This window comes from Nocardia sp. NPDC051030, from assembly GCF_040683015.1.
In the GTDB taxonomy this organism is placed as follows: Bacteria; Actinomycetota; Actinomycetes; order Mycobacteriales; family Mycobacteriaceae; genus Nocardia.
Genome location: NZ_JBFBCD010000005.1, coordinates 677,151 through 697,943, shown reverse-complemented (window position 1 = coordinate 697,943; position 20,793 = coordinate 677,151). Strand labels below are relative to the sequence as shown.

At 65.7% G+C, this 20,793-nt stretch carries 20 protein-coding genes; 13 read left to right on the top strand and 7 right to left on the bottom strand.

The window, feature by feature from the left end; all coding sequences use genetic code 11:
- Positions 1-118: 118 nt before the first annotated feature.
- The 7 genes from AB0N05_RS20790 to AB0N05_RS20760 all read left to right on the top strand — a co-directional run bounded on the left by AB0N05_RS20790 (position 119) and on the right by AB0N05_RS20760 (position 7,154).
- Positions 119-694 carry a bacterial proteasome activator family protein gene (locus AB0N05_RS20790; RefSeq protein ID WP_364696342.1) on the top strand — a complete coding sequence of 192 codons (576 nt, stop codon included), beginning with the start codon at positions 119-121 and terminating at the stop codon, positions 692-694.
- 129 nt (positions 695-823) lie between these two features.
- Positions 824-1,657, top strand: coding sequence for an ABC transporter permease (locus AB0N05_RS20785; protein WP_364696568.1), 834 nt, complete (start codon positions 824-826; stop codon positions 1,655-1,657).
- A 7-nt stretch (positions 1,658-1,664) separates the two neighbouring features.
- Entirely contained in the window at positions 1,665-2,480 is an 816-nt protein-coding gene (locus AB0N05_RS20780) for an ABC transporter ATP-binding protein (protein ID WP_364696339.1), read from the top strand.
- Complete coding sequence (locus tag AB0N05_RS20775; protein ID WP_364696336.1) at positions 2,477-3,400, top strand: glycosyltransferase family 2 protein; 924 nt, start codon at positions 2,477-2,479, stop codon at positions 3,398-3,400. The genes AB0N05_RS20780 and AB0N05_RS20775 overlap by 4 nt, the downstream gene beginning before the upstream one ends.
- Before the next feature lie 377 nt (positions 3,401-3,777).
- Positions 3,778-4,767, top strand: a complete 990-nt coding sequence (gene rsgA / locus AB0N05_RS20770) for a ribosome small subunit-dependent GTPase A (RefSeq protein WP_364696565.1) — start codon at positions 3,778-3,780, stop codon at positions 4,765-4,767.
- Between the two features lie 315 nt (positions 4,768-5,082).
- The gene (locus AB0N05_RS20765) at positions 5,083-6,522 is read left to right on the top strand and encodes a sensor domain-containing protein (protein WP_364696333.1); all 1,440 of its coding nucleotides are present in this window, start codon (positions 5,083-5,085) and stop codon (positions 6,520-6,522) included.
- On the top strand, positions 6,510-7,154 hold the full coding sequence (locus tag AB0N05_RS20760; RefSeq protein WP_364696330.1) for a response regulator transcription factor: 645 nt from the start codon (positions 6,510-6,512) through the stop codon (positions 7,152-7,154). Before AB0N05_RS20765 ends, AB0N05_RS20760 begins: the two co-directional genes overlap by 13 nt.
- A 4-nt stretch (positions 7,155-7,158) precedes the next feature.
- On the opposite strand, the gene AB0N05_RS20755 is transcribed toward AB0N05_RS20760, so the two are convergent.
- Both AB0N05_RS20755 and AB0N05_RS20750 read right to left on the bottom strand, forming a co-directional pair.
- Entirely contained in the window at positions 7,159-8,673 is a 1,515-nt protein-coding gene (locus AB0N05_RS20755; RefSeq protein WP_364696327.1) for an alpha/beta hydrolase, read from the bottom strand.
- Between the two features lie 11 nt (positions 8,674-8,684).
- Positions 8,685-9,860, bottom strand: coding sequence for a serine hydrolase domain-containing protein (locus AB0N05_RS20750; RefSeq protein ID WP_364696324.1), 1,176 nt, complete (start codon positions 9,858-9,860; stop codon positions 8,685-8,687).
- 306 nt (positions 9,861-10,166) lie between these two features.
- On the opposite strand from AB0N05_RS20750, the gene AB0N05_RS20745 reads away from it, so the two are divergent.
- Positions 10,167-11,015 carry an NAD(P)-dependent oxidoreductase gene (locus tag AB0N05_RS20745; RefSeq protein WP_364696321.1) on the top strand — a complete coding sequence of 283 codons (849 nt, stop codon included), beginning with the start codon at positions 10,167-10,169 and terminating at the stop codon, positions 11,013-11,015.
- A gap of 99 nt (positions 11,016-11,114) precedes the next feature.
- Complete coding sequence (locus tag AB0N05_RS20740) at positions 11,115-11,570, top strand: hypothetical protein (RefSeq protein ID WP_364696318.1); 456 nt, start codon at positions 11,115-11,117, stop codon at positions 11,568-11,570.
- A 19-nt stretch (positions 11,571-11,589) separates the two neighbouring features.
- On the opposite strand, the gene AB0N05_RS20735 is transcribed toward AB0N05_RS20740, so the two are convergent.
- Together AB0N05_RS20735 and AB0N05_RS20730 are read right to left on the bottom strand one after the other, a co-directional pair.
- Positions 11,590-12,090, bottom strand: coding sequence for a hypothetical protein (locus AB0N05_RS20735; protein WP_364696315.1), 501 nt, complete (start codon positions 12,088-12,090; stop codon positions 11,590-11,592).
- The gene (locus AB0N05_RS20730) at positions 12,087-12,464 is read right to left on the bottom strand and encodes a hypothetical protein (protein ID WP_364696312.1); all 378 of its coding nucleotides are present in this window, start codon (positions 12,462-12,464) and stop codon (positions 12,087-12,089) included. Before AB0N05_RS20730 ends, AB0N05_RS20735 begins: the two co-directional genes overlap by 4 nt.
- A 21-nt stretch (positions 12,465-12,485) precedes the next feature.
- Between AB0N05_RS20730 and AB0N05_RS20725 the strand changes: the two genes are divergently transcribed.
- The gene (locus AB0N05_RS20725) at positions 12,486-13,067 is read left to right on the top strand and encodes a TetR/AcrR family transcriptional regulator (RefSeq protein ID WP_364696309.1); all 582 of its coding nucleotides are present in this window, start codon (positions 12,486-12,488) and stop codon (positions 13,065-13,067) included.
- Between the two features lie 76 nt (positions 13,068-13,143).
- Here AB0N05_RS20725 and AB0N05_RS20720 read toward each other — a convergent pair whose 3' ends face one another.
- Together AB0N05_RS20720 and AB0N05_RS20715 are read right to left on the bottom strand one after the other, a co-directional pair.
- Positions 13,144-15,039, bottom strand: a complete 1,896-nt coding sequence (locus AB0N05_RS20720) for a glycosyltransferase (protein ID WP_364696306.1) — start codon at positions 15,037-15,039, stop codon at positions 13,144-13,146.
- Positions 15,040-15,180: 141 nt separating this feature from the next.
- Positions 15,181-15,675: a GtrA family protein gene (locus AB0N05_RS20715; protein ID WP_364696303.1), complete on the bottom strand. Its 495-nt coding sequence runs from the start codon at positions 15,673-15,675 to the stop codon at positions 15,181-15,183.
- Positions 15,676-15,829: 154 nt separating this feature from the next.
- Here AB0N05_RS20715 and AB0N05_RS20710 point away from each other — a divergent pair, with 154 nt between their 5' ends.
- Positions 15,830-16,804 carry a glycosyltransferase gene (locus AB0N05_RS20710; RefSeq protein WP_364696300.1) on the top strand — a complete coding sequence of 325 codons (975 nt, stop codon included), beginning with the start codon at positions 15,830-15,832 and terminating at the stop codon, positions 16,802-16,804.
- 113 nt (positions 16,805-16,917) lie between these two features.
- Positions 16,918-18,474 carry a DUF2142 domain-containing protein gene (locus AB0N05_RS20705; protein ID WP_364696297.1) on the top strand — a complete coding sequence of 519 codons (1,557 nt, stop codon included), beginning with the start codon at positions 16,918-16,920 and terminating at the stop codon, positions 18,472-18,474.
- Positions 18,475-18,562: 88 nt separating this feature from the next.
- On the opposite strand, the gene rfbB is transcribed toward AB0N05_RS20705, so the two are convergent.
- Positions 18,563-19,567, bottom strand: coding sequence for a dTDP-glucose 4,6-dehydratase (gene rfbB, locus AB0N05_RS20700; RefSeq protein WP_364696294.1), 1,005 nt, complete (start codon positions 19,565-19,567; stop codon positions 18,563-18,565).
- Between the two features lie 440 nt (positions 19,568-20,007).
- On the opposite strand from rfbB, the gene AB0N05_RS20695 reads away from it, so the two are divergent.
- Positions 20,008-20,718 carry a hypothetical protein gene (locus AB0N05_RS20695; protein ID WP_364696291.1) on the top strand — a complete coding sequence of 237 codons (711 nt, stop codon included), beginning with the start codon at positions 20,008-20,010 and terminating at the stop codon, positions 20,716-20,718.
- The last annotated feature ends 75 nt before the right edge of the window (positions 20,719-20,793 follow it).

The following is a 20,793-nucleotide window of genomic DNA, read 5'->3' as shown; positions in this document are numbered from 1 at the left end:
ACCTCCACTTCCATTAGGACACGGAGGCGAGCCACCTTTCGGACACGGAGGCGAGGCACTTCGGACACGGGGGCCGGGCCGCTCGGCACGCTCGGCCGCGTCACGGAATGATGGGGGTATGACGCAATCGGACGGTGCACCGGAATCCATTGTCGTAATCGGTCCCGAGGGCAAACCGCTGCTCATTCCGGCAGCGGCGCAGATCGGCGGGGATCCCGTCGCGCTCACCGGACAGGTTGTCGGCGAGGACAATTCCGACGTAACCGGCGAAAAGGAAGAATCGCTGGCAGATATGGTCGAACAACCCGCCAAGGTCATGCGCATCGGCACCATGATCAAACAACTGCTCGAAGAGGTCCGGCACGCGCCGCTCGACGATGCCAGCCGCACTCGCCTGCGCGAGATCCACCGCACTTCCATCCTCGAACTCGAACAGGGCCTCGCTCCCGAACTCCGCGAAGAGCTCGAGCGACTGGCACTGCCGTTCAGCGAGGACACCATCCCCTCCGACGCGGAACTGCGCATCGCACAAGCCCAACTCGTCGGCTGGCTGGAAGGTCTCTTCCACGGAATCCAGACCGCCCTGTTCGCTCAGCAGATGGCCGCCCGCGCCCAACTGGAGCAAATGCGCCAGCTCCCGCCCGGCGCAACCCACGCGGACCCGCGCCAACAGGGCGGCGGGCAATACCTCTGACGCAAAGAAGGCGCGGTCCACGGCAGGTTCCCGACGCAAAGTTTCGGCTATTAGATAGGGTCGGGTGCTGTGCCTGCTGCTGCCCCTCCCGACTCGGCCACGGCCGAAGCGCGCCCGGATGACGCTCCGGTGCCGCTAGTGTCGGATTCCCAGTCCTTCGGCCGCGCCTTCAAGGATTTCCGCGACGGATTCTCCCAGCGTGAGCTGTGGCTTTCGCTGGGGTGGCAGGACATCAAGCAGCGGTATCGGCGATCGGTGCTGGGTCCGTTCTGGATCACACTCGCCACCGGTATTCAGGCGGCGGCCATGGGTGTGCTCTACGCCGCACTGTTCCATCAGCCGCTGCACACCTACCTGCCGTATGTGACCGTCGGCCTCATTGTCTGGAATGTGATCAATGCCAGCATTCTCGAGGGCTCCGATGTGTTCATCGCCAACGAGGGGCTGATCAAACAGCTCCCGTCGGCCTTGAGCGTGCACGTCTATCGACTGGTGTGGCGGCAGTTCCTGTTCTTCGCACACAACCTCGTCATCTATCTGGTGATGCTGGTGGGCTTCGGTGTGTGGCGAGACCTGAACTGGTCGAGCCTGCTCGCGCTGCCCGCCATGCTGCTGCTGTTCGCGAACGCCATGTGGGTCTCGATCGCCTTCGGCATCTTCAGTACTCGCTACCGCGATATCGCGCCGATCCTGGGCAGCATGACGCTCATGCTGTTCGTGCTCACGCCGGTCATGTGGAGCACGCAGGCGCTGCACGATCAGGGCGGTTCCACCAGCGACCGGGCGAAACTGGCGGAGCTCGTGCCCACCTACCACTATCTGGAGATCGTGCGCGCGCCGCTGCTCGGCGAGCCGACGCAGCTGCGCTCCTGGATCGTGGTGCTGACCATCACCGTGATCGGCTGGGTGGCCGCGATCCTGGCCATGAAGAAGTTCCGTTCGCGCGTTCCATACTGGGTGTAGAGGCGATATGACCGAGCATGTGAGTATCGAAACCCAGAACGCGTGGGTGGAGTTCCCGATCTTCGACGCGAAATCGCGGTCGCTGAAGAAGGCCTTCATGGGCAAGGCGGGCGGCTCGATCGGGCGCAATCAGTCCGATGTAGTGGTCGTCGAGGCGCTGCGCGAAATCAACCTGTCGTTGAAGGAAGGCGACCGCATCGGGCTGGTCGGTCACAATGGCGCGGGCAAATCGACACTGCTGCGGCTGCTTTCGGGCATCTACGAGCCCACCCGCGGCAGTGCGCGGATTCGCGGACGCGTCGCGCCGGTGTTCGATCTCGGTGTCGGTATGGATCCCGAGGTGTCCGGGTACGACAACATCATCATTCGCGGACTGTTCCTCGGACAGACCCGCAAGCAGATGATGTCCAAAATCGATGAGATCGCCGACTTCACCGAATTGGGCGACTATCTCGAGATGCCGCTGCGCACCTACTCCACCGGTATGCGGGTGCGCCTGGCTATGGGCGTGGTGACCTCCATCGATCCGGAGATCCTGCTGCTCGATGAGGGTATCGGCGCGGTGGACGCGGAATTCATGAAGAAGGCGCGAGTCCGCTTGCAGGAACTGGTATCCCGGTCCGGCATTCTGGTCTTCGCCAGCCACTCCAATGAATTCCTGGCCCAGCTCTGCGATTCCGCCATGTGGATCGATCACGGCCAGGTACGCCTGCACGGCGGCATCGAAGAAGTGGTGCGCGCATACGAAGGCCCGGATGCGGGCGATCACGTGGCTCAGGTGCTGCGGGATTTGGAACGTGAATCGGAACGGAATCCTGCATGACTGAACAGATGGTCCCGCACTTCGGCGACGATGCGCGCATCGTCGCCATCGTGGTTACTCACAAACGCCGCGAAATGCTCGCGGAATCGTTGAAGGTGCTGTGTAGCCAGTCGCGGCCGATCGACCATCTGATCGTGGTGGACAATGCCAATGAGGCCGAGGTGGGCGAGCTGGTCCGCCAGCAGCCCATCGAAACCACCTATCTCGGTTCGGAACACAATCTCGGCGGCGCGGGCGGTTTCGCGCTCGGCATGCTGCACGCGCTCACCATGGGCGCGGACTGGGTGTGGCTGGCCGATGACGACGGCCGCCCCGAAGGCCCGGAAGTGCTTGCCACCCTGTTCGATTGCGCGCAGCGGCACCAGCTGGTCGAGGTGTCCCCCGTGGTCGCCGATATCGATGATCCGGACCGTCTGGCCTTCCCGCTGCGCCGCGGCGTGGTGTGGCGGCGACTGCGCTCCGAACTCGGCGACGAGGATTTCCTACCCGGCATCGCCTCGCTCTTCAATGGCGCGCTGGTCTCCGCCGAAGCCGTCGACGTGATCGGCGTGCCCGACCTGCGCCTGTTCGTGCGCGGCGACGAGGTCGAGGTGCACCGCCGCCTGGTGCGCTCCGGGCTGCCCTTCGGCACCTGCCTGCAGACCGCCTACCTGCACCCCAATGGCTCCGAAGAGTTCAAGCCGATTCTCGGCGGGCGCATGCACACGCAGTACCCGGACGATCCGGTGAAGCGGTACTTCACCTACCGCAATCGCGGCTACCTCATGTCCCAGCCCGGTATGCGGAAGCTGTTGCCGCAGGAACTGGCCCGTTTCGGCTGGTTCTTCCTGATCCAGCAGAAGGATCCCGCGGGCCTGATGGAGTGGCTGCGCCTACAGCGGCTCGGCCGCCGCGAACAGTTCCACAAGCCGAAGTCCTGACGGCCGAAAACGCCTGGTCGGACGGGTTTCAATAAATACGTTGCGAAGACTCGGGCGGCCTGACAAGGTTGTGCCGTCTTGTTCGGTGACGCAGTCGCTTCGGTGACTGCCTGAGGGAGTGAAGGAGGTGGATTACGTGAGGACGACAGTGCGGATTGTCGTGCCCCGGCGAGGGTCTATGCAGACCACTCATGCCGCGCATGTATCCATCTCGAATTCCCTGCGCTGAGTCCCTATTCGGGCTCGGCCCGAAAAAGGACAAACGAATGTCTTCGGTCGATTTCGACCTGCTCGTTCCCTACGGCTGGACTCCGGCCATCGCAGCGGATTACCTGCCGCTGCTGGGTGAATCGCTGATTCCCGCTCGCGTGCTCCGCATGGATCGCAGCGAATGCGATGTCGCCGCACCGCTCCCCACCGCCGACTACCAGAGCCGATTGACGGCCGCGGTCGTCCGTGCGCGCCTGCCGCGTTCGGATTCCGATATCAGCGGCCTGTGCACCGGTGACTGGGTGGCGCTGGACGGCAATCGCGAAGTGCGGCAACTACTGCCGCGCCGCACCGCCATTGTGCGGGCGGCCGTCTCCGGTCACTCCGACTCCCGGGCTCGTTCGGCCGATCAGGTGCTGGCCGCGAATGTGGACACCGTGCTGGTGTGCGTGCCGGGCGACAATGTGGACCTCGGGCGCATCGAACGCATGCTGGCGCTGGCCTGGGAATCCGGCGCGAACCCGGTCGTCGTGGTGACGAAAGCCGATCTGGCGGAGGATCTTTCGCTGGACGAGGTTCGCGCGGCAGCGCCGGGGGCGACCGTGCTCGCCATCAGCGCCTCCACCGGGCTCGGCATGGAGGTGCTCACCGCCGTCCTGGACGGCACGGTCGCCTTGATCGGCCCGTCGGGTGCGGGCAAGTCCACCCTCGCCAATGCGCTGCTCGGCTCGGACGTGTTCGCCACCAATGCCGTTCGCGAGGGCGACAAGCGGGGGCGACACACCACCGTGCATCGGGAACTGCGGGCGCTGCCCGGCGGCGGCACCCTCATCGACACTCCGGGACTGCGTTCCGTGGGATTGTGGGATGCCGCCGAGGGCATCGGCCGCACCTTCAGCGATATCGAATCCCTTTCCGCCGAATGCCGTTTCGGCGACTGCTCGCACACCGGTGAGCCGGGCTGCGCGGTGCTGGCCGCCATCAAATCGGGGGTGCTCCCGCAGCGCCGCCTGGACAGCTACCGCAAGCTGACCCGCGAGAACGAATGGATGGCCTCCCGCACCGACCACCGCCTACGCGCCGAGCGAGAACGTGCGTTCAAGGGCATGATCAAGGAGCAGCGCCGCGGCTACAAGGAGCGTGGCCGCCGCCGATGAACTCTCGATGACCGCCGTCCGCGGCGGCCCGAGTATCGAGAACGGAAGCAGGGGTGACCAGTCCGGCGGCCACCCCTGCTTTCCGCTATCGCGCCCACGAACACGCGGGTTGCGGGCCGGGGCCTGATGCGGCCGGGGCAGCCATGCGGCAACTGCCAGTGCCGCTTACCGTCCTGCCCCGTTCCCGCCCGGCCTGCCGGACCCGCACAGCGGCGGATAGTGTCGATCACGTGCAGTGTTTCGAATCGAGCGCCGGGATCGCCCACCCATGACCGCCACCCGGCAAGGTCCAGCGCCTGGCGCTGTGTGGAGCCGGTGACCGTGCTGCGGTGGATCGGGCGGCGGCTGCGGCAATTGCCTGCTGCGGTCGGGTATCTGGCGGTCGGGGGCGTGACCGCGGCGCTGTCGATGCTGGCGCTGGTCGCGCTGTTCGTGGTCGGCGGATTGAGTTTGGGAGTGGTAGGGATACCGGCCATACCCGAGACGATCCGGCTGCTGCGACCGCTGCTCGGGCTCGAGCGACAGCGTGCGGGGGCGCGGCTCGGCGAGCCGATCGCGGGGGCCTATCAGCCGTTGAGCGGGCCTTTGACACGACAGCTGGGGACGGTTTTCCGGGATCCTGCGAATCTGCGGGATATCGGATGGCTGATCCTGCACGCGGTGGTGGGGATTCCGCTGGGTTTGTTCGCGGTGGCGCTCCCGCTCAGTGTCCTCATACAGGTGAGCGGGGCGTTCTTCTGGCAGGAGCTGCCGCCGGGCTCGATCGACAATTACGGCTTCGTGGTCGATTCCTGGACGACGGCGCGGCTCAGCGGGCTCATTTCGATTCCGCTCGCCATGCTGACCTTGCAGCTGCCGGTGATCGCGCGATGGCAGGCCCTCACGGCGCGCACCATGCTCGGGCCGTCGGAGGGTGCGCTGGCGGTGCGGGTGGCCGAACTGACCGCCACCCGGGCGGCGGCATTGGATGCGCACGGGGCGGAACTGCGGCGCATCGAGCGGGATCTGCATGATGGGGCGCAGGCGCGGATCGCGGCGGTGATCATGCAGCTCGGGCTGGCCGACCAACTGCGGGACCGGGATCCGGCGCAGGCGGACACGCTGGTACGGAAGGCGCAGGGCACCGCCGAGGCCGCGCTGGCGGAGCTGCGGGACGTCGTGCGCAGCGTGTATCCGCCGGTGCTCGCGGATCGCGGACTGGCCAGCGCCGTGTCGGCCTTGGCCGCGCGTTCCCCGATCCCGTGCACGCTCGACGTCGAATGGCTCGGCCCGGGCCGCCGTTCCGGCCGGAGCGAAGGGCCCGGCACGAGCACGCAGCCCGAAGAGGGGCGACGTTTCGGTATGAGCGAAGAGCCCGGCGCTGACGCTCAGCCCGACGAGGGGCGACGTTTCGGTACGAGCGAAGAGGCCCGCGCAACGGAGCAGCCCGGCGATGGTCGGCGTGCGGCTGTACCCGGGAGCATCGGGCGGCGGCCTGCGGCGGTTGAGGCGGCGGCCTACTTCGTCGTCGCGGAGGCGCTGACCAATGCGACCAAACATTCTGGGGCCGAACATGTCTCGGTCACGCTGGGTGGGAGCGATGAGCGATTGATCGTGGAGGTGCGGGACGATGGGGCGGGCGCGGCCATGGAGACCGAGGGCGGGGGGCTGGCGGGGATTCGGCGGCGGGCCGAGGCCCTCGACGGGCGCATGGTGCTGAGCAGTCCGGACGGTGGACCTACTGTGGTGCGCGTGGAGTTGCCATGCGGGTCGTGATCGCCGAGGACGATGCCCTTCTGCGGGAGGGGCTGGTATTGCTGTTGTCGACCGCTGGGATCGAGGTGGTGGCGGCCGTCGACAATGCCGATGATTTCTTGAAGGTCGTGACTGCCGACAGGCCCGATGTCGTGGTGGTGGATGTGCGCATGCCGCCGACCTTCACCGACGACGGGCTGCGAGCCGCGGTGCAGGCCCGCAAGATTCATCCCGGGCTGCCGGTGCTGGTGCTCTCAGGCTGGGTCGAGGACAGTTATGCCGCCGAGCTACTCGGGGATGGGGCCGGGGGTGTCGGATACCTGCTCAAGGAGCGGGTCGGCAAGGTGGATCGGTTCCTGGACACCCTGCGCAGGGTGGCCGACGGCGGTACCGCCATGGATCCCGAGGTGATCTCGCAACTACTCGTGCGGCGGAAAGCCGACGACCCGCTCGCGGCGCTGACGGCGCGCGAACGGGAAGTCCTGGAGCTGATGGCCGAGGGGCTCGACAATGGCACCATTGCCGAGCGCCTCGTGGTCACCGAAGGCGCTGTGCTCAAACACATTCGGAGTATTTTCGCCAAGCTGGGCCTGGCCGCCGATGACGCCGGTCATCGGCGGGTGCTGGCCGTGCTCGCCTACTTGAACGCCTGAGCCACTAGGACTCCGGGTCCTTCTGGCAGTTGAAATCGGCGGCGGGCAGGCTGCCATCGAGGAAGTACTTGTTCACGGCATCCCATACGCAGGCATTGGGGAAGCGCCCGAAGATGGCGTGGATGGCCACATCCTGGAGCGTGACCATGCGCGACGCCTTCAAGGCCCGGTGCATGCCCTGCGCGTTCGCGTAGGTGGTGCGGGTGTCGCCGGTGGACTGCACGATCAGCGCGGGCACCGAATTGTCGACCACGGTAGGCGGTTCGGCGGGCTGCTGTGTCCAGAACGTGCAGGGTGTGACGTTATTGACGAACGCGCCGAACACCGGCTCGGTGGCCCGGGCCGCCTCGATATTGCGCCAGTACCAATCGGTTTCGCGGGGGGCGGCGACATCGCCGCACATGATCGCCATCTGCGGTGACAGGTCCCGCGGCTGGGCCTTCAGCGACATGGACAGGTTCGCCACCAGTTTCGGATCGGGATCCACCGTTTTGCCGTCCGCCGCGTCGGCCAGCTGCCGCATCTGCTTCGCCACCGATGCGTACTCCCTGGGATCGTCCAACCCGCTGAACAGGACTACCGGGAAGCTGTGATCGTCGATCTCGAAGTCCGCGAATCGAATCGGCTGCGCGGCCGACCGACGGATCAGGTCGAGAATGGAGGTGCGGACCTGATCCCGAGTTGTGCCGAAGTGATATTCGCCGTCACGCTCGGCCGCCCACTGCGCCCAGTTCTCGAAAACGGCCTCATTGGCCGGACCCATGTCCCGCATCATGTCGACCGACCCGTAGCGGGCCGGATCGACCGCGCTGTCCAGCACCATGCGGTCACTGCGCTGCGGGAACATCTGCATATAGACCGAGCCCAGATAGGTGCCGTACGAGGTACCGAAGAAGCTGGTCTTCTCCTCCCCGAGGACGGCGCGGATGACATCCATATCGCGGGCGGTATTGCGAGAGGTGATGTACGGCAGCCGATCACCCTCGGCATCGGCGCACCGCTGCGCCAGATCCTTCTGCGTGGCAACCGATTCGGCGAAGCTCGCGGCATCGATACCCGCCGATTGCAGGCCGAAGCCGATGGGCCAGTGGCAGTTCACCGCGCTGGAGCGGCCGACACCGCGCGGGTCCATGCCGATCAGGTCGTAGCGGGCGCGGACCTCCGGGGTCATGGCGGCACTGACGCCCAGCATGAAATCGAGGCCCTCACCGCCGGGACCGCCGGAATTGGACAGCATGATGCCGTGGCGCTGCGCCTTGTCGGTGGCGGCGATGCGGGAGATGGCGACCGTGATGGTCTTCCCCTCGGGCTCTTGGTAATTCAGCGGAACGGTGACGTCGGCGCACTGCGCGCCCGCCTTGTCCAGCTCCTCGACCTCGCAGGACTTCCAATTCAACGGCTGGCTGTAGAACCGGTCCAGGGTCGGTTCGCTCTTGGTCTCCTCGCTCGATTCCGAGCATCCGGTGATTCCGGCGAGGGCGGCGATCACGGCCGCGACGGCTATCGTCTTGGTACGCATGTGTTTTCCCCTCATTCACATACTGCTGCGTCGAATGCCTTGACCACGATCTCGGCGGTGGCGTCATCGGTCGGCAGCTGATTCACACTGATGGTGACGGCCCTGCCGTCGGCGGTGACGCCATTGCGGGTCTCGAAGCCGGGAATGCTGCCACCGTGGCCCCACACCTCCTTGCCGCACGAGACGGGCAGGTGGATCAGGCCCAATCCGTAACCGGCTCCGGGCATCCGGTCGAACGGCACGGTCTTCTTCATCTGTTCCAATTGCGCGGCGGGCAGCAGTTTCCCGGTCAGCAGGGCGGTGAAGAAGCGGTTGATATCCGCGGCGGTGCTCACCATCGCGCCCGCCGTATCACCCCAGGAGGGGTCTTGATCGGTGAAATCGACACGCTTGCCATCGGTTTCCTGATACCCCCGCGGATGCGGGCCGCGAATTCCGGTCTCACCCCGGTCCGGGAAGTAGGTTTCTCGCAGGCCGAGCGGTTCGATGATGCGGCCGCCGATCTCGGCGGCGGTGGAACGGCCGGTCACCCGCTCGATGAGCATGCCGAGCAGGATGTAATTGGTATTGGTGTAGACGGACTTCGCGCCCGGCTCGAACTGCGGCGGCATGGACATGGCTATCGCGACCAGCTCGGCCGGTTCGTAGTGACGCCAGCGCACCGCATCGGTATTCACTTCCAGCTGCGGCGTATTCGCGGCGGCGCGGAGTTCCGGGTTGCCGCCGCCGAGGTATTCGGGCAGGCCGGAGGTGTGCTGGAGCAACTGCCGCACGGTGACGCGATTGCCGTCATTGCCATTGCCCTGCACCACGCCCGGGAGGTAGCGCTCCACGGGGGCGTCGAGCTCGACCTTGCCCTCGGCGACGAGTTGCAGCAGCACGGTGGAGACGAAAGTCTTGGTATTGCTGCCGATTCGGACGCGGGCGTCGTCGGTGATCGGTGCGCCGGTGGCGAGATCGCCCACGCCCGCCGTCACGGTGCGCTGTCCGTTCGCGTCTGTGATCACCGCTTGTACGCCCGGAAAACCGCTGTGCACCACATCGTTCAGGGCCGTGGTGAGCGACGAACCCGGGCTGCCGGGTTCCGAGGCGGAGCTGTCGTTCGTGCATGCCGCCGCGGCGAGCACGGCCACTATCCCGAGACCCGCCGTCACGGTTCGGCCGCGGTACCGCCGGAATGAGCTCATGTGAAGGAGTTCCTCCTGTTCAGGCCGGTGATCTCCGGCTGCACACGAGCCTAGGAACCCGGACCCGCTATTTCGATGACGCTCGCACCCGAGTCGCGGGTATCGGAGGCGGCCGTGGCCGGGGTAGCGCTGGCACTACCAAGTGGCGACACGCAGGTGACAAGCTATGCAACTTGTTGCATAGCTTTGATTTCTCGCCTAGTGTCCGAATCGAAGGTCTTTCGCCCCGGGGATTCGCGCAGACGCGGATGATCGAAGGCGGGGCGAAGCAGGATGCCGGGTCATTCGAAGAAACAGGAGCTGACCATGACGGAAGCACTGAAGCCGCTGGCGGGCCGGACCATGATCATGTCGGGCGGTAGCCGCGGCATCGGGCTGGAGATCGCGAAGCGGGCGGCGGCGGACGGGGCGAACATCACCCTCATCGCCAAGACCGATACCCCGCATCCGAAACTGCCCGGGACTATCCACACCGCGGCCGCGGAACTGGAGCAGGCCGGTGGCACGGTGCTGAAGTACCTCGGCGATATTCGCGACGACGAGGCTGTCGCGCAGGCGGTGCAGCAGACGATTCAGCAGTTCGGCGGGATCGACATGGTGGTGAACAATGCCTCCGCCATCGATATCTCGCCCACCGAGCTGCTGCCGATGAAGAAGTACGACCTCATGCAGGACATCAACTGCCGCGGCAGTTTCCTGCTGTCCAAGCTGAGCATTCCGGCGCTCAAGGAGTCCGCGCAGGCGGGCCGCAATCCGCATATCCTCACGCTGTCGCCGCCGCTCAATCTGGATCCGAAGTGGGCGGGCATGGCGCTGGGCTACACCATCGCCAAGTACGGAATGTCGCTCACCACACTGGGTTTGGCGGAGGAGCTGCGCAAGTACGGCATCGGCGTGAATTCGCTGTGGCCGCGCACCACCATCGCCACCGCGGCGGTGCGAAATCTGCTCGGCGGCGACGAGATGATGTCCACCTCGCGCACCCCCGATATCTACGCCGATTCCGCCTACCTGGTGCTCACCTCACCGGCCAAGGACACCACCGGCAACTTCTTCATCGACGATGAAGTGCTTGCGGCGCATGGGATCACGGATCTCGAGAAGTATCGCGTGGTGCCCGGCGATGGCGAGCTGACCACCGATTTGTTCCTCTGACAATCTTTTTCGCTAGCTAATGAAACGTTTCGCAATCGGATTCCGGTAGACCAACCGTCCACCACGGACGTTCGGGGGATGACGGATTGGGATTCATTCATGAAGCATCGGTACATCTTCGGCGGCACCCTCGCCGCCACAGTGGTCGCCGCCGCCCTCGGTCTCAGCGCACCGGCGGCGTCCGCGCAGGAACTGGCCTCGGGAGTCTCGTGCCACGAGCTCTCTTGCACCAACGACACCGATGACACGTACCGCGTGGAATCCAAGGTGACCTGCTCGGCCGTCAAGGTCTTTCCCATGGACGAGACGGTTTCGGTGACCACCTACGTCGCACCACACGCGAGCGCACGCCTGTCCGTCTCCTGCCCTTCCGGGCGGGAGATGGGCAAGTGGGAAGACCAACCGGACAGGATCAAGTCCGACGGCACCCGGGAACACCAGCCTTCGGTATGGAAAGAAGGCGACCTGGTCCCTCGCTTTGTCGCCAGGATCGAACACCTCAGCGCGGTGGTCGACAATGACCCGAAGCTCGTGCGGACAGGCTCCGCGGGCTGAGGTCGGGTTGTCGCCGCGGTCATCGGATCGCGGCGACGGCTTCCTGTTCGGCCAGATCCCGCAGGGTCAGTAGCTGTTTGCGCATCATGACGAAATTGACGAGGAGCACCGGAGCGAACAACCACGCCGGGCCGCGGAAGCGGACGCGGACATGCAATCTGCTGCCCTCGCGGTCCGGGCGGACGGCGTAGGTGACGGCCGCACCCCTGGTACGCAGCGTGATCTGCTCGCCGGGGGTGAAGTCGAGGAGGCCGAACAGTCGCATGAAGCGTTGCCCCACAGCGAGTTCGGTGAGCCGGGGATCGCGGTGCCGGGGACTGCGGCGGCCGAAATTGTCCAGCAGGTCATAGCTGTACGGGGCGGCGCGCAGCTGACACAGCCAGGCGTAGACGACGTCCGGGGGCGCGGCCACCGAGATGGCCCGGTCGCAGACCGTGACGGTGCCGGAAAACTCACTGTCACACGGCAGTTCGGCCCACAGTTCGGCCACACGCACGCCCCACGCCTGTCCGAGGATCATGACCGCTCCGCCGTTACGGCTATGCGGCGCAACATTTCCCGCACCACCAAGCGGTGGCCGCCGCTGCCGATCACCAGGGCGCGATAGATGCGCCCGTGGATGCCGGGGAAGACGCCGCGGGATTCGGCGGTAAGCCGGGTGTGACCGGGATAGGCCTCCTCGAGGGTGAAAACGAGTGAGTACCGGGAGAAGGGATGCTGTCCCTTCGTGGCCAATCGTTTCGGCGGGTCGGCCTCGTCGAGCACGAATCCGCTCGGAAGTGTGCTGAGATCTTCAGGGTTCTCGCAGGTCGTGCGCAGGAGGGCCGCCCATGCCCGCGCGCGATCGGTCTTGATTATCCTGGAATGCTGATCGATATAGGGCAAACGCTCCATATAGAAGGACTGTACTAGTTCATGGCTCCTCCCCGGAAGCACGACACCGACGTGATCCTCGACGCAGCCCGCACCCTGGTGCTGCGCGACGGCCCCCGCGCGGCGGGCGTCGCCGCCATCGCCGAGGCCAGCGGCGCACCCGTCGGCACGCTCTACCACCGCTTCGGCAATCGCAATGGCGTACTGACCGCGGCCTGGATCCGTGCCCTCGAACGCTTCCAGTCCGGCGTCCTCGCCGCCGCCGAGACCGAGGACCCCCTGGAAGCCGCCGTCGGCATGACCGTGGCCGGTGTCGCCTTCGGCCGGGAACACCTGGACGACGCGCGCTTACTGCTCGATCTGCGGCCCAGCGACCTGCTCGACGGACCCGACAAGGAATTCCAGGATCGCCTGGCGGCCATGAACGCACCGCTCATCGAGCAGCTGCGCCGGATCGCCGCCGGTATCTACGGAGCCGACGGCCCCCGCGAACTCGACGCCGTCGCCCGCGCCATCGTGGATCTCCCCTATGCGGCCCTGCGCAGGCACGCCCGCGCCGAAACCCTGCCGGACTGGCTCGAGGCCGATATCGCCGCCGCAGCCCGCACCCTGCTCACCTCGTAGCCGAAAGCGAAGCGGCCGTGCCCGATTCGGGCACGGCCGCTCGAGGCGATTCGGATTCTTCCGGGAATCGATTCGGCTACTTCTGGGAATCGATGCCGTACAGGCGTTCCCAGTTCTCGCGGCTGGTGAGTTCCGGCATGGCTGCGCGCCAGCGGTTCTGCAGGGACGGGAGTTCCTTGCGGAGCTGCTTCAGCACCTTGTACGCACGCCGCAGCAGACGGCGGGCGGTTTCCTCGTCCCGCTGACGGATTCGCACGCCGGACTGGGAGGCGTCGGTGACGACCACATGGTCGTAGAGGCCGACGTGCCACCAGTGCGCATCCTCGCGGGTGACACCGACCAGGCCGGGGATGGTGCGCCCGGTCCACTGGTTGAAGGCGCGCTTGAACAGGATCAGCAGCGGACGGCTGGGTTCACCGCCCGCGCGCCGAACATTGATGTGCGCGTTGGGGACCGGGGCGGTGGCGGCCGGATGCTTGATGGTCTCCGAGTAGTCGCCGCGCGAGCCGCGGGCAGCCGCGAGGGCCGCGATACCGCCGTCGCGCAGGGCCTCCGGGCCCTTCAGGTAATCCTCGATGCCCTGCAAGGTGGTGTGCGCCAGGCCGTACTGCATGCCGACCAGGTATTCACCGATCTCGCGGAACAGCTGGCGGGTGATCGCCTTCGGGTCCAGGTCCGCATGCAGGGAGGACACGATGAGCGAGTTGCGGGAGGAGAAGTAGCGCGCCCAGTCGTCGAAGTCCTTCCAGTAGAAGTCGGCGTGCCAGACGGCCGCGTTCGGCAGGGTGACGGTGCGGAAACCGTGCTCCCGGGCGCGCAGGCCGTATTCGACGTCATCCCACTGGAAGAAGATCGGCACCGGCAGCCCGATCGTCTTGACCACCTCGGCGGGGATGAGGCAGGTCCACCAGGCTTGGTAGCCCGCGTCCACGCGGCGTTCCTGATGCTTCTTGAGCATGCTGGTATTGCGCAGCGCCTTGGACACCTTCTGCCCGTGCCGCAGCTTGCCCAGATTCGTTTCCTCCGCACCGACATTCAGGTAGTCGGGGTTGAACAGGAACAGCATCTGCGCGCCCACCAGGGTGGGTTCCACGGTCATATTGGCGAAGGCGTTGAGCCGCAAGACCGTTTCCGGCTCGCACAGGATGTCGTCGTCCATGAGGATGACGTCGGCGTGCTCATTGGCGGCGGACACCTCGTACAGGCCGCGCGTGAAGCCGCCCGCGCCACCGAGATTCGGCTGCCGGATGTAGCGCAGCTTGTCGCCGAACTTCGGCTGGGTCTCGGTGAACAGCGGCTGGTCCTGCACCAGGTCGGTGCCCTGGTCGACGACGTAGACGGCGTCGATGGCGGCCAGCACGGTGGCGTCGGAGGCCAGCGCGGCAACCGTGATGGCGCAGTCCTGCGCCCGGTTGAACGTGCAGATGGCAATGGCGACCGGGCGCATGTGATCGGGGGCCTGCGCGGTCCACTCCAGATCGGAGATGGTGACCTCGCTGCCGATGGCGTCGACCTCGATCCAGATCGCGCCGCCGTCGATGTACATGTCGAGCGCGGTCCCGAGCACCACGCGGCCGCTCTCGCTGGTCTCCGCGGTGGCGACGATGCGCCGATGCCCGGCGATATCGGAGGCCGCCAGCCGCACCTTGGTCTTGCCGGTGGTCTCGAGGGTCATGGCGACCTCGACCTCGGTGACGGTGGTCCAGCGCTGCCAGTAGCTGGCGGCGAACCGGCCGAAATAGGTGTTGGTGTGCGCGGTCGTGCCCTTGTCCAGGCGCAGTGAGAAGCGTTCGCGGTGCGACTTGCCCTTGATCACGGCGTACAGGTCGTCGTTGATCTTGGGGGCGGGTCCGGCGAAGACGCCGCGCGCCAGCACCAGCCGCTCGGGCGCGGTGTGATCGGCGCGCAGGGCCGCGGGGGCTCCGGCGGTCTCACTGATTTCGCTCACGGCTTGTCCAGCCGACGCATCCATGAATTCCTCGACATCCCTCGAATACAACAGATACCGGCACACCCGACGTGTGGTCGCACTCCCACTGTCACGCTCGGCGGGCCGAGAATATCAGCTAATCGGCGCGGCATCGGGTTCTGGCCACACATGCGCGAACCTGCACTAACGATTGTCTTCCCGCGCACCGGTGAAGACGAATTTGTCATAAGCCCAGTAGCGGAACGCAACCGCGACCGCCTGGCCGATCAAAGTTCCGGAGATGTTGTCCGCCAAGGGAGTCGACAGGTGCAGCACATAGCGTGAGAAGCCGAGGCACCCCAGTTGCAGCCCGATCGCGACGATGTTGAACAACGTGTAGAGGACGTATTCGCGCGCGGCAGACCCGCCCTTCTTGTGCGCGAAGGTCCACCATTTGTTGCCGAAATAGGTGACGACGGTGGCCACCAGGATGGCAATGATCTTGGCGAGCAGCGGCTGCTCGAACAGCGGCCCCTGTCCGCCCCAGAAAACCAGCAGGTTGTAGGTGCCCGCGTCGACCACGAAGCCGATGCCACCGACTACCAGGAAGGCGCTGCCCTGCCGCAATGCGGTCTTGACCTTGGTGACGAGGGACTCGGGCGCTTGCCCACCCACGGCCGTCGACTCGCTGCTTGACACCGGGTGACGGTACCCCGACACGCCCGAGGTTGGCGGCCGGGAGGGTGGGTAAATCGAGAAATGCGAGGGTGAGCGGGCACGTTACCGTCACAACCCGGTACCCTCCCCGTGTTCGTTCGTATTCGCCTTCCGATCAGATCAGAGGATTGACCGGGTGGACTCCACCGAGCTTCGCATTGCCGCGATCGTGCCGTGCTACAACGAGGAAGCAGCTGTTGCGAAGGTCGTCGCCGACCTGCACGCTGCGGTCCCGGGCATTGCCGTCTACGTGTACGACAACAACAGCACCGACGCGACCTCGGAGCGGGCGCTCGAGGCCGGTGCGATCGTGCGCAAGGAACACCGCAAGGGCAAGGGCAATGTGGTCCGCCGCGCCTTCGCCGATATCGAAGCCGACATCTATTTGATGATCGACGGCGATGACACCTACGACGCCTCCGCGGCCCCGAGAATGATCGAGGAGCTGCTCGCCGGGCCCTACGACCATGTGCTCGGCGTGCGCCGCGAGCTGGACGGCATGTCCGCCTACCGGGCGGGCCACGAGACCGGCAACAAGGTGCTCAATGGCGTCGTCGCCCAGGTCTTCGGCGAGAACGTCGAGGACATGCTGAGCGGCTACCGGGTGTTCTCCCGGCGTTTCGTGAAGAGCTTCCCGGCGGTGTCGAAGGAATTCGAGATCGAGACCGAGCTGACCGTGCACTCGCTACATCTGCGAGTTCCGCAGTCGGCCGTCCCGGTCGGTTTCAAGGACCGCGCCGAGGGCAGCGAATCCAAGCTGCGCACCTATCACGACGGCTTCAAGATCCTGCGCCTGATCATCGGCCTGGCCCGGCATGAACGGCCGGTCGCCTTCTACGGCCTGTTCGGCACCCTCGCGTGGCTGGTCTCGGTCATTCTGATCACCCCGATCGTGATCGAGTTCTACCGGATTCACGAGGTTCCGCGCTTCCCCACGCTGTTCCTGGGCTTCACCCTGCTGCTACTGGGCAGCCTGGCCTGGACGGCCGGGCTCATCCTCGACGGCATTCGCCGCTCCCGGCACGAGGCCGCGCGGCTGGTCTATCTGAACTATTCGGCGGTCGGCGCGCACGAACCCGCCACCGAGCACTCGGGCGGTTCGCGACGATGACGATTCGGACCGAGCCGGAAGCCACCATGCCCGGGGAGGACCCGAGTTCGACCGGAAAAGACGTGCCCTTGCTTGACGTGCAATCCCCGCGGGACACAGCACAATCGGACAACGTGGTTATCGAAGCGAAGGACACCATCGCGCAGCCCGCCAAGATCGAGGCGGCGGCATCGCAGGCACAGCCCACCGGCTGGCGCGGCATGCTGGAGCGCATCGAAACGCGGTTCGGCTCCGCGGCCGTGGCGTTCGTACTGATCGCCGGAATCTTCGGCGCGGTGTTCTCCGTGGTGACGCCGCCCTTCTGGGGGCATGACGAGATCACCCAGTTCGGGCGCGCCTACCAGGTGGCGCAGGGGCAGATCACGCCGCAGAAGATCCATGACGATCGCGGCCCCGCCTGGGGTGGCGACGTACCGGTCAGCATCGACGCGCTCATGAGCTACGCGTTCGACGACTACCGCAATAATGCCGACGAGCCCGATCCCATGGTCGTCGACCCGCACGCCTACGACCTGCTCGGCGCGGCCCCGGTCTCCAAGGCCACCACCCAGGTCTGGTTCACCAATACCGCGGCCTACTCCCCCATCCCGTATCTGCCTGCCGCCGCGGGCATTCGGATCGCGCAGGCCTTCGACCTCAGCGTCGGCGGCATGGTCCTGGCCACCCGCTGGGCCGGACTGCTCGCCTACCTGGCGATCGTCGGCTTCGCGCTGCGCACGCTGCGCGGGCATCGGATCCAGTGGCTGGCACTGACGGTGGCGGTACTGCCGATCGCGGTGTTCCAGGCGGGCACGGTCACCGCCGACACGGTCACCAACGCACTGGCACTGCTGGTTTCGGCGCTGGTCGTGAAGGGCCTGTTCCTGGGGCAGCGACTGTCCCGCCCGGAAACCGTTGCGGCCCTGGCGGCAACCATTCTGCTACCGGTCTGCAAACCCACCTACGTGCTGATCGCCATGCTCACTGTGCTGATTCCGCCGCAGCGCTTCGGTTTCGGCGATCCCGACCGGGTCGCCGTCTGGCAGCGCGCGCTGCCGTGGGCGACCGCCGCCGTGGGCGGCGTGGCCTTCGCGGTGTGGATGAAGATCGCCGCGCCCACCGGCGACGGCATGAGCCTGATGCGCCCGCAGGACCAGTGGGGCAGCGTCCGGCCCGGCGACCAACTGCACGAAATCCTCGGCAACCCGGGGCATTTCCTCAGCGTGTTCGGCGACAGCATCGCGCGCCGCGACCAGCGCTGGTTCACCCAGTTCTTCGGTGAGCTCGGCTTTGCCTACATCGACGTCCCGGCCATCACCATTCTGGCCAGCCTGCTCGCCTTCGCGGTGAGCATCGGCGTGGCCGACCGCATGACCGGTGCGCGCGGCGCGAATACGCTGCGCACCTGGCTGGTGCTGCTCACCATTCTGGCGAGCGTCGCGATGATCTATGTAACCCTGTATATGTCCTTCACGCCCGTCGGGTACTACATCATCGATGGCGTGCAGGGCCGCTACTTCGTGCCGCTGGCGGTGCTGGCGCTCGCGGTATTGCTGCGCTGGATGCCCTTGCGTCTCAGCGACGCTCGCGGCCGCATCCCCTCGCGCGGCCCGGCCCTGACTGTGATCGCGGCGACCTCATTCGCGCTGATCGCGGCCATCGTCAAGTACAGCACCATCGTCTGGGGCTGAAAGTCCGCACAGCCGAAACCCCCTGCACTACACAGAAAAGCGGGGCTCACCGGAAATCCGGTGGGCCCCGCTTTTTGGCACGTGTGCGTCAGAGGACTTTCTCGCCCGCGGCCACGTAGGCCGATTCGGTGGCGGATTTCTGCGCACGCCACCAGGGTTCGTTTTCCCGATACCAGTCGATGGTGGCATCGAGGCCCTTGCGGAAGTCCCGGTATTCGGGTTCCCAGCCGAGTTCGCTACGCAGCAGGGTGGAGTCGATGGCGTAGCGGAGATCGTGGCCGGGGCGATCGGTGACGTGATCGAAGTCGTCCGGATCGCGGCCGAAGGCTTCCAGGATGAGCTGCACCACGGATTTGTTGCCGCGTTCGCCTTCGGCACCGATCAGATAGGTCTGGCCGATTCGCCCGCGCTCCAGGATTTCCCAGACGGCGCTGTTGTGATCATCGACGTGGATCCAGTCGCGAACCTGATGTCCGGTGCCATACAGGCGCGGTCGCACACCGTCGATGAGATTGGTGATCTGGCGTGGAATGAATTTCTCGACGTGCTGATACGGCCCATAGTTGTTGGAGCAGTTGGACAATGTCGCCCGCACGCCGAACGAACGCACCCAGGCGCGCACCAGCATATCGCTCGAGGCCTTGGTGGCCGAATACGGACTCGACGGGTTATAGGGCGTGACCTCGGTGAACGCGGCCGGATCATCCAGTGCCAGATCGCCGTACACCTCATCGGTGGAGATGTGGTGGTAGCGCACCTGATGGCGGCGCACGGCCTGTAGCAGCGAATAGGTGCCGACAATATTCGTCTGCACGAACGGCCACGGATCGGCGAGTGAATTGTCATTGTGGGATTCGGCGGCGAAATGCACCACCGCGTCCACACCGCCGACCAGTCGGTCCACGAGTGCGGCATCGGCGATGTCGCCTTCCACGAACTCGATCCGCTCGGCGATCGACGCCAGTGAGGCGCGGTTTCCGGCATAGGTGAGTTTGTCGAGGACGGTGACTTGCACGCCGGGGCGGCGAGTCAGGGTCTGATGAACGAAGTTCGCGCCGATGAAGCCGGCGCCGCCGGTTACGAGCAGTCGCACGAGAGAAACACTACCGCCGCCGGGGAGAGGGCCCGCCGCACGGCCTCGACATGTTGCAGCCAATACACCTGCCGACCGGTTCGTGTGAGCGGAATCGGATACGAGAAGGAAACAATATATCGACGCCGAAACGGCATGGTCACCCTAAATGTCGCAATTTCGTGGTGTGCCTGCAAAATTCACGCTCGAACCATTGTGGTTTATCAAGCTCGTAGTGTGACCTTTGTCACAAAGAGACTTCTTGGTAACCAACCGCCGGATCAGTGGTATGAATGAAAACCGTACGCACGCAGGACATTTCCGGAACCTCTCAGACCGCGCGAGCGGCATGGTGAACGGAAATTGAACAAACGGTCACGACGGGTTCACCGCTCGTTAGCTGATCTCCATTTCGATTCCCCTTGTCCCCCCGAGCTCTTCCCTGATGAGGTTTGCACCAAATGCTGATGAGGAAATTCGCCGCCACGTCGGCGCTGCTGATCGCCGCCATGGGCGTCACCGCCGGTACCGTCAACGCGGCCCCGGCCGCCAACGAAGCCGACGCGATCAACTACACCACCACCACCACCGAGACCAGCACCGTCATCCGCACGGACGCCGGTTCGCTGGTCGTCGAGGACGGCGTTTTCAAGGTCAAGGCTGCCAATGGCACCACCGTCGCCGGAACCGAGCTGAAGTTCCGCGTCGATGACTTCGTCTTCCCGATCGCGGCCGAGATCAAGGATCGCGTCGCGACTCTGACCCCTGAGTACAGCGTCGAGAAGGCCGTCTACTCGCCGGTGGCCCAGGAAGTTGCGCTGCCCTACGAGAACCAGGCTCCGTGGAAGTCGGACTACGACCGTGAGCAGGCCGCCTGGAACCGCATGAAGGACACCGTCTCCCTGGGTGCCACCATCGGCACCCTGGTCGGCGGCCTCGGCGGCGCGGCCCTCGGCTGCGTCCTCGGTGCCGGCGTGGCTGTCGCGGCGACCGCTCCCCTGGCTCTGCTGTTCGGTGCCGGCCCTGTCACCGGCTGCTTCATCGGTGCTGCCACGGTGGGCTTCCTGGGCACCATCGCGGGTCAGATCTTCGTGACCGCCCCGGTTGCCATCCTGGCCGCCGCGCAGTACTTCACCACCATCAACCAGCCGTCGGTCCAGCCTGCCAAGTAATTCGGCAGCAGTACGGCAGAAACCCCCCGCCCGGACCACCCGGGCGGGGGGTTTCCCTTTTCTGCGCTGCCCATT

Bases quoted from the DNA above. Each gene is read 5' to 3' on its own strand.
- AB0N05_RS20790 (WP_364696342.1), top strand. From the start codon at position 119: ATGACGCAATCGGACGGTGCACCGGAATCCATTGTCGTAATCGGTCCC.
- AB0N05_RS20780 (WP_364696339.1), top strand. From the start codon at position 1,665: ATGACCGAGCATGTGAGTATCGAAACCCAGAACGCGTGGGTGGAGTTC.
- AB0N05_RS20775 (WP_364696336.1), top strand. From the start codon at position 2,477: ATGACTGAACAGATGGTCCCGCACTTCGGCGACGATGCGCGCATCGTC.
- rsgA (WP_364696565.1), top strand. From the start codon at position 3,778: ATGGATCGCAGCGAATGCGATGTCGCCGCACCGCTCCCCACCGCCGAC.
- AB0N05_RS20760 (WP_364696330.1), top strand. From the start codon at position 6,510: ATGCGGGTCGTGATCGCCGAGGACGATGCCCTTCTGCGGGAGGGGCTG.
- AB0N05_RS20755 (WP_364696327.1), bottom strand. From the start codon at position 8,673: ATGCGTACCAAGACGATAGCCGTCGCGGCCGTGATCGCCGCCCTCGCC.
- AB0N05_RS20750 (WP_364696324.1), bottom strand. From the start codon at position 9,860: ATGAGCTCATTCCGGCGGTACCGCGGCCGAACCGTGACGGCGGGTCTC.
- AB0N05_RS20745 (WP_364696321.1), top strand. From the start codon at position 10,167: ATGACGGAAGCACTGAAGCCGCTGGCGGGCCGGACCATGATCATGTCG.
- AB0N05_RS20740 (WP_364696318.1), top strand. From the start codon at position 11,115: ATGAAGCATCGGTACATCTTCGGCGGCACCCTCGCCGCCACAGTGGTC.
- AB0N05_RS20735 (WP_364696315.1), bottom strand. From the start codon at position 12,090: ATGATCCTCGGACAGGCGTGGGGCGTGCGTGTGGCCGAACTGTGGGCC.
- AB0N05_RS20730 (WP_364696312.1), bottom strand. From the start codon at position 12,464: ATGGAGCGTTTGCCCTATATCGATCAGCATTCCAGGATAATCAAGACC.
- AB0N05_RS20725 (WP_364696309.1), top strand. From the start codon at position 12,486: ATGGCTCCTCCCCGGAAGCACGACACCGACGTGATCCTCGACGCAGCC.
- AB0N05_RS20720 (WP_364696306.1), bottom strand. From the start codon at position 15,039: ATGGATGCGTCGGCTGGACAAGCCGTGAGCGAAATCAGTGAGACCGCC.
- AB0N05_RS20695 (WP_364696291.1), top strand. From the start codon at position 20,008: ATGCTGATGAGGAAATTCGCCGCCACGTCGGCGCTGCTGATCGCCGCC.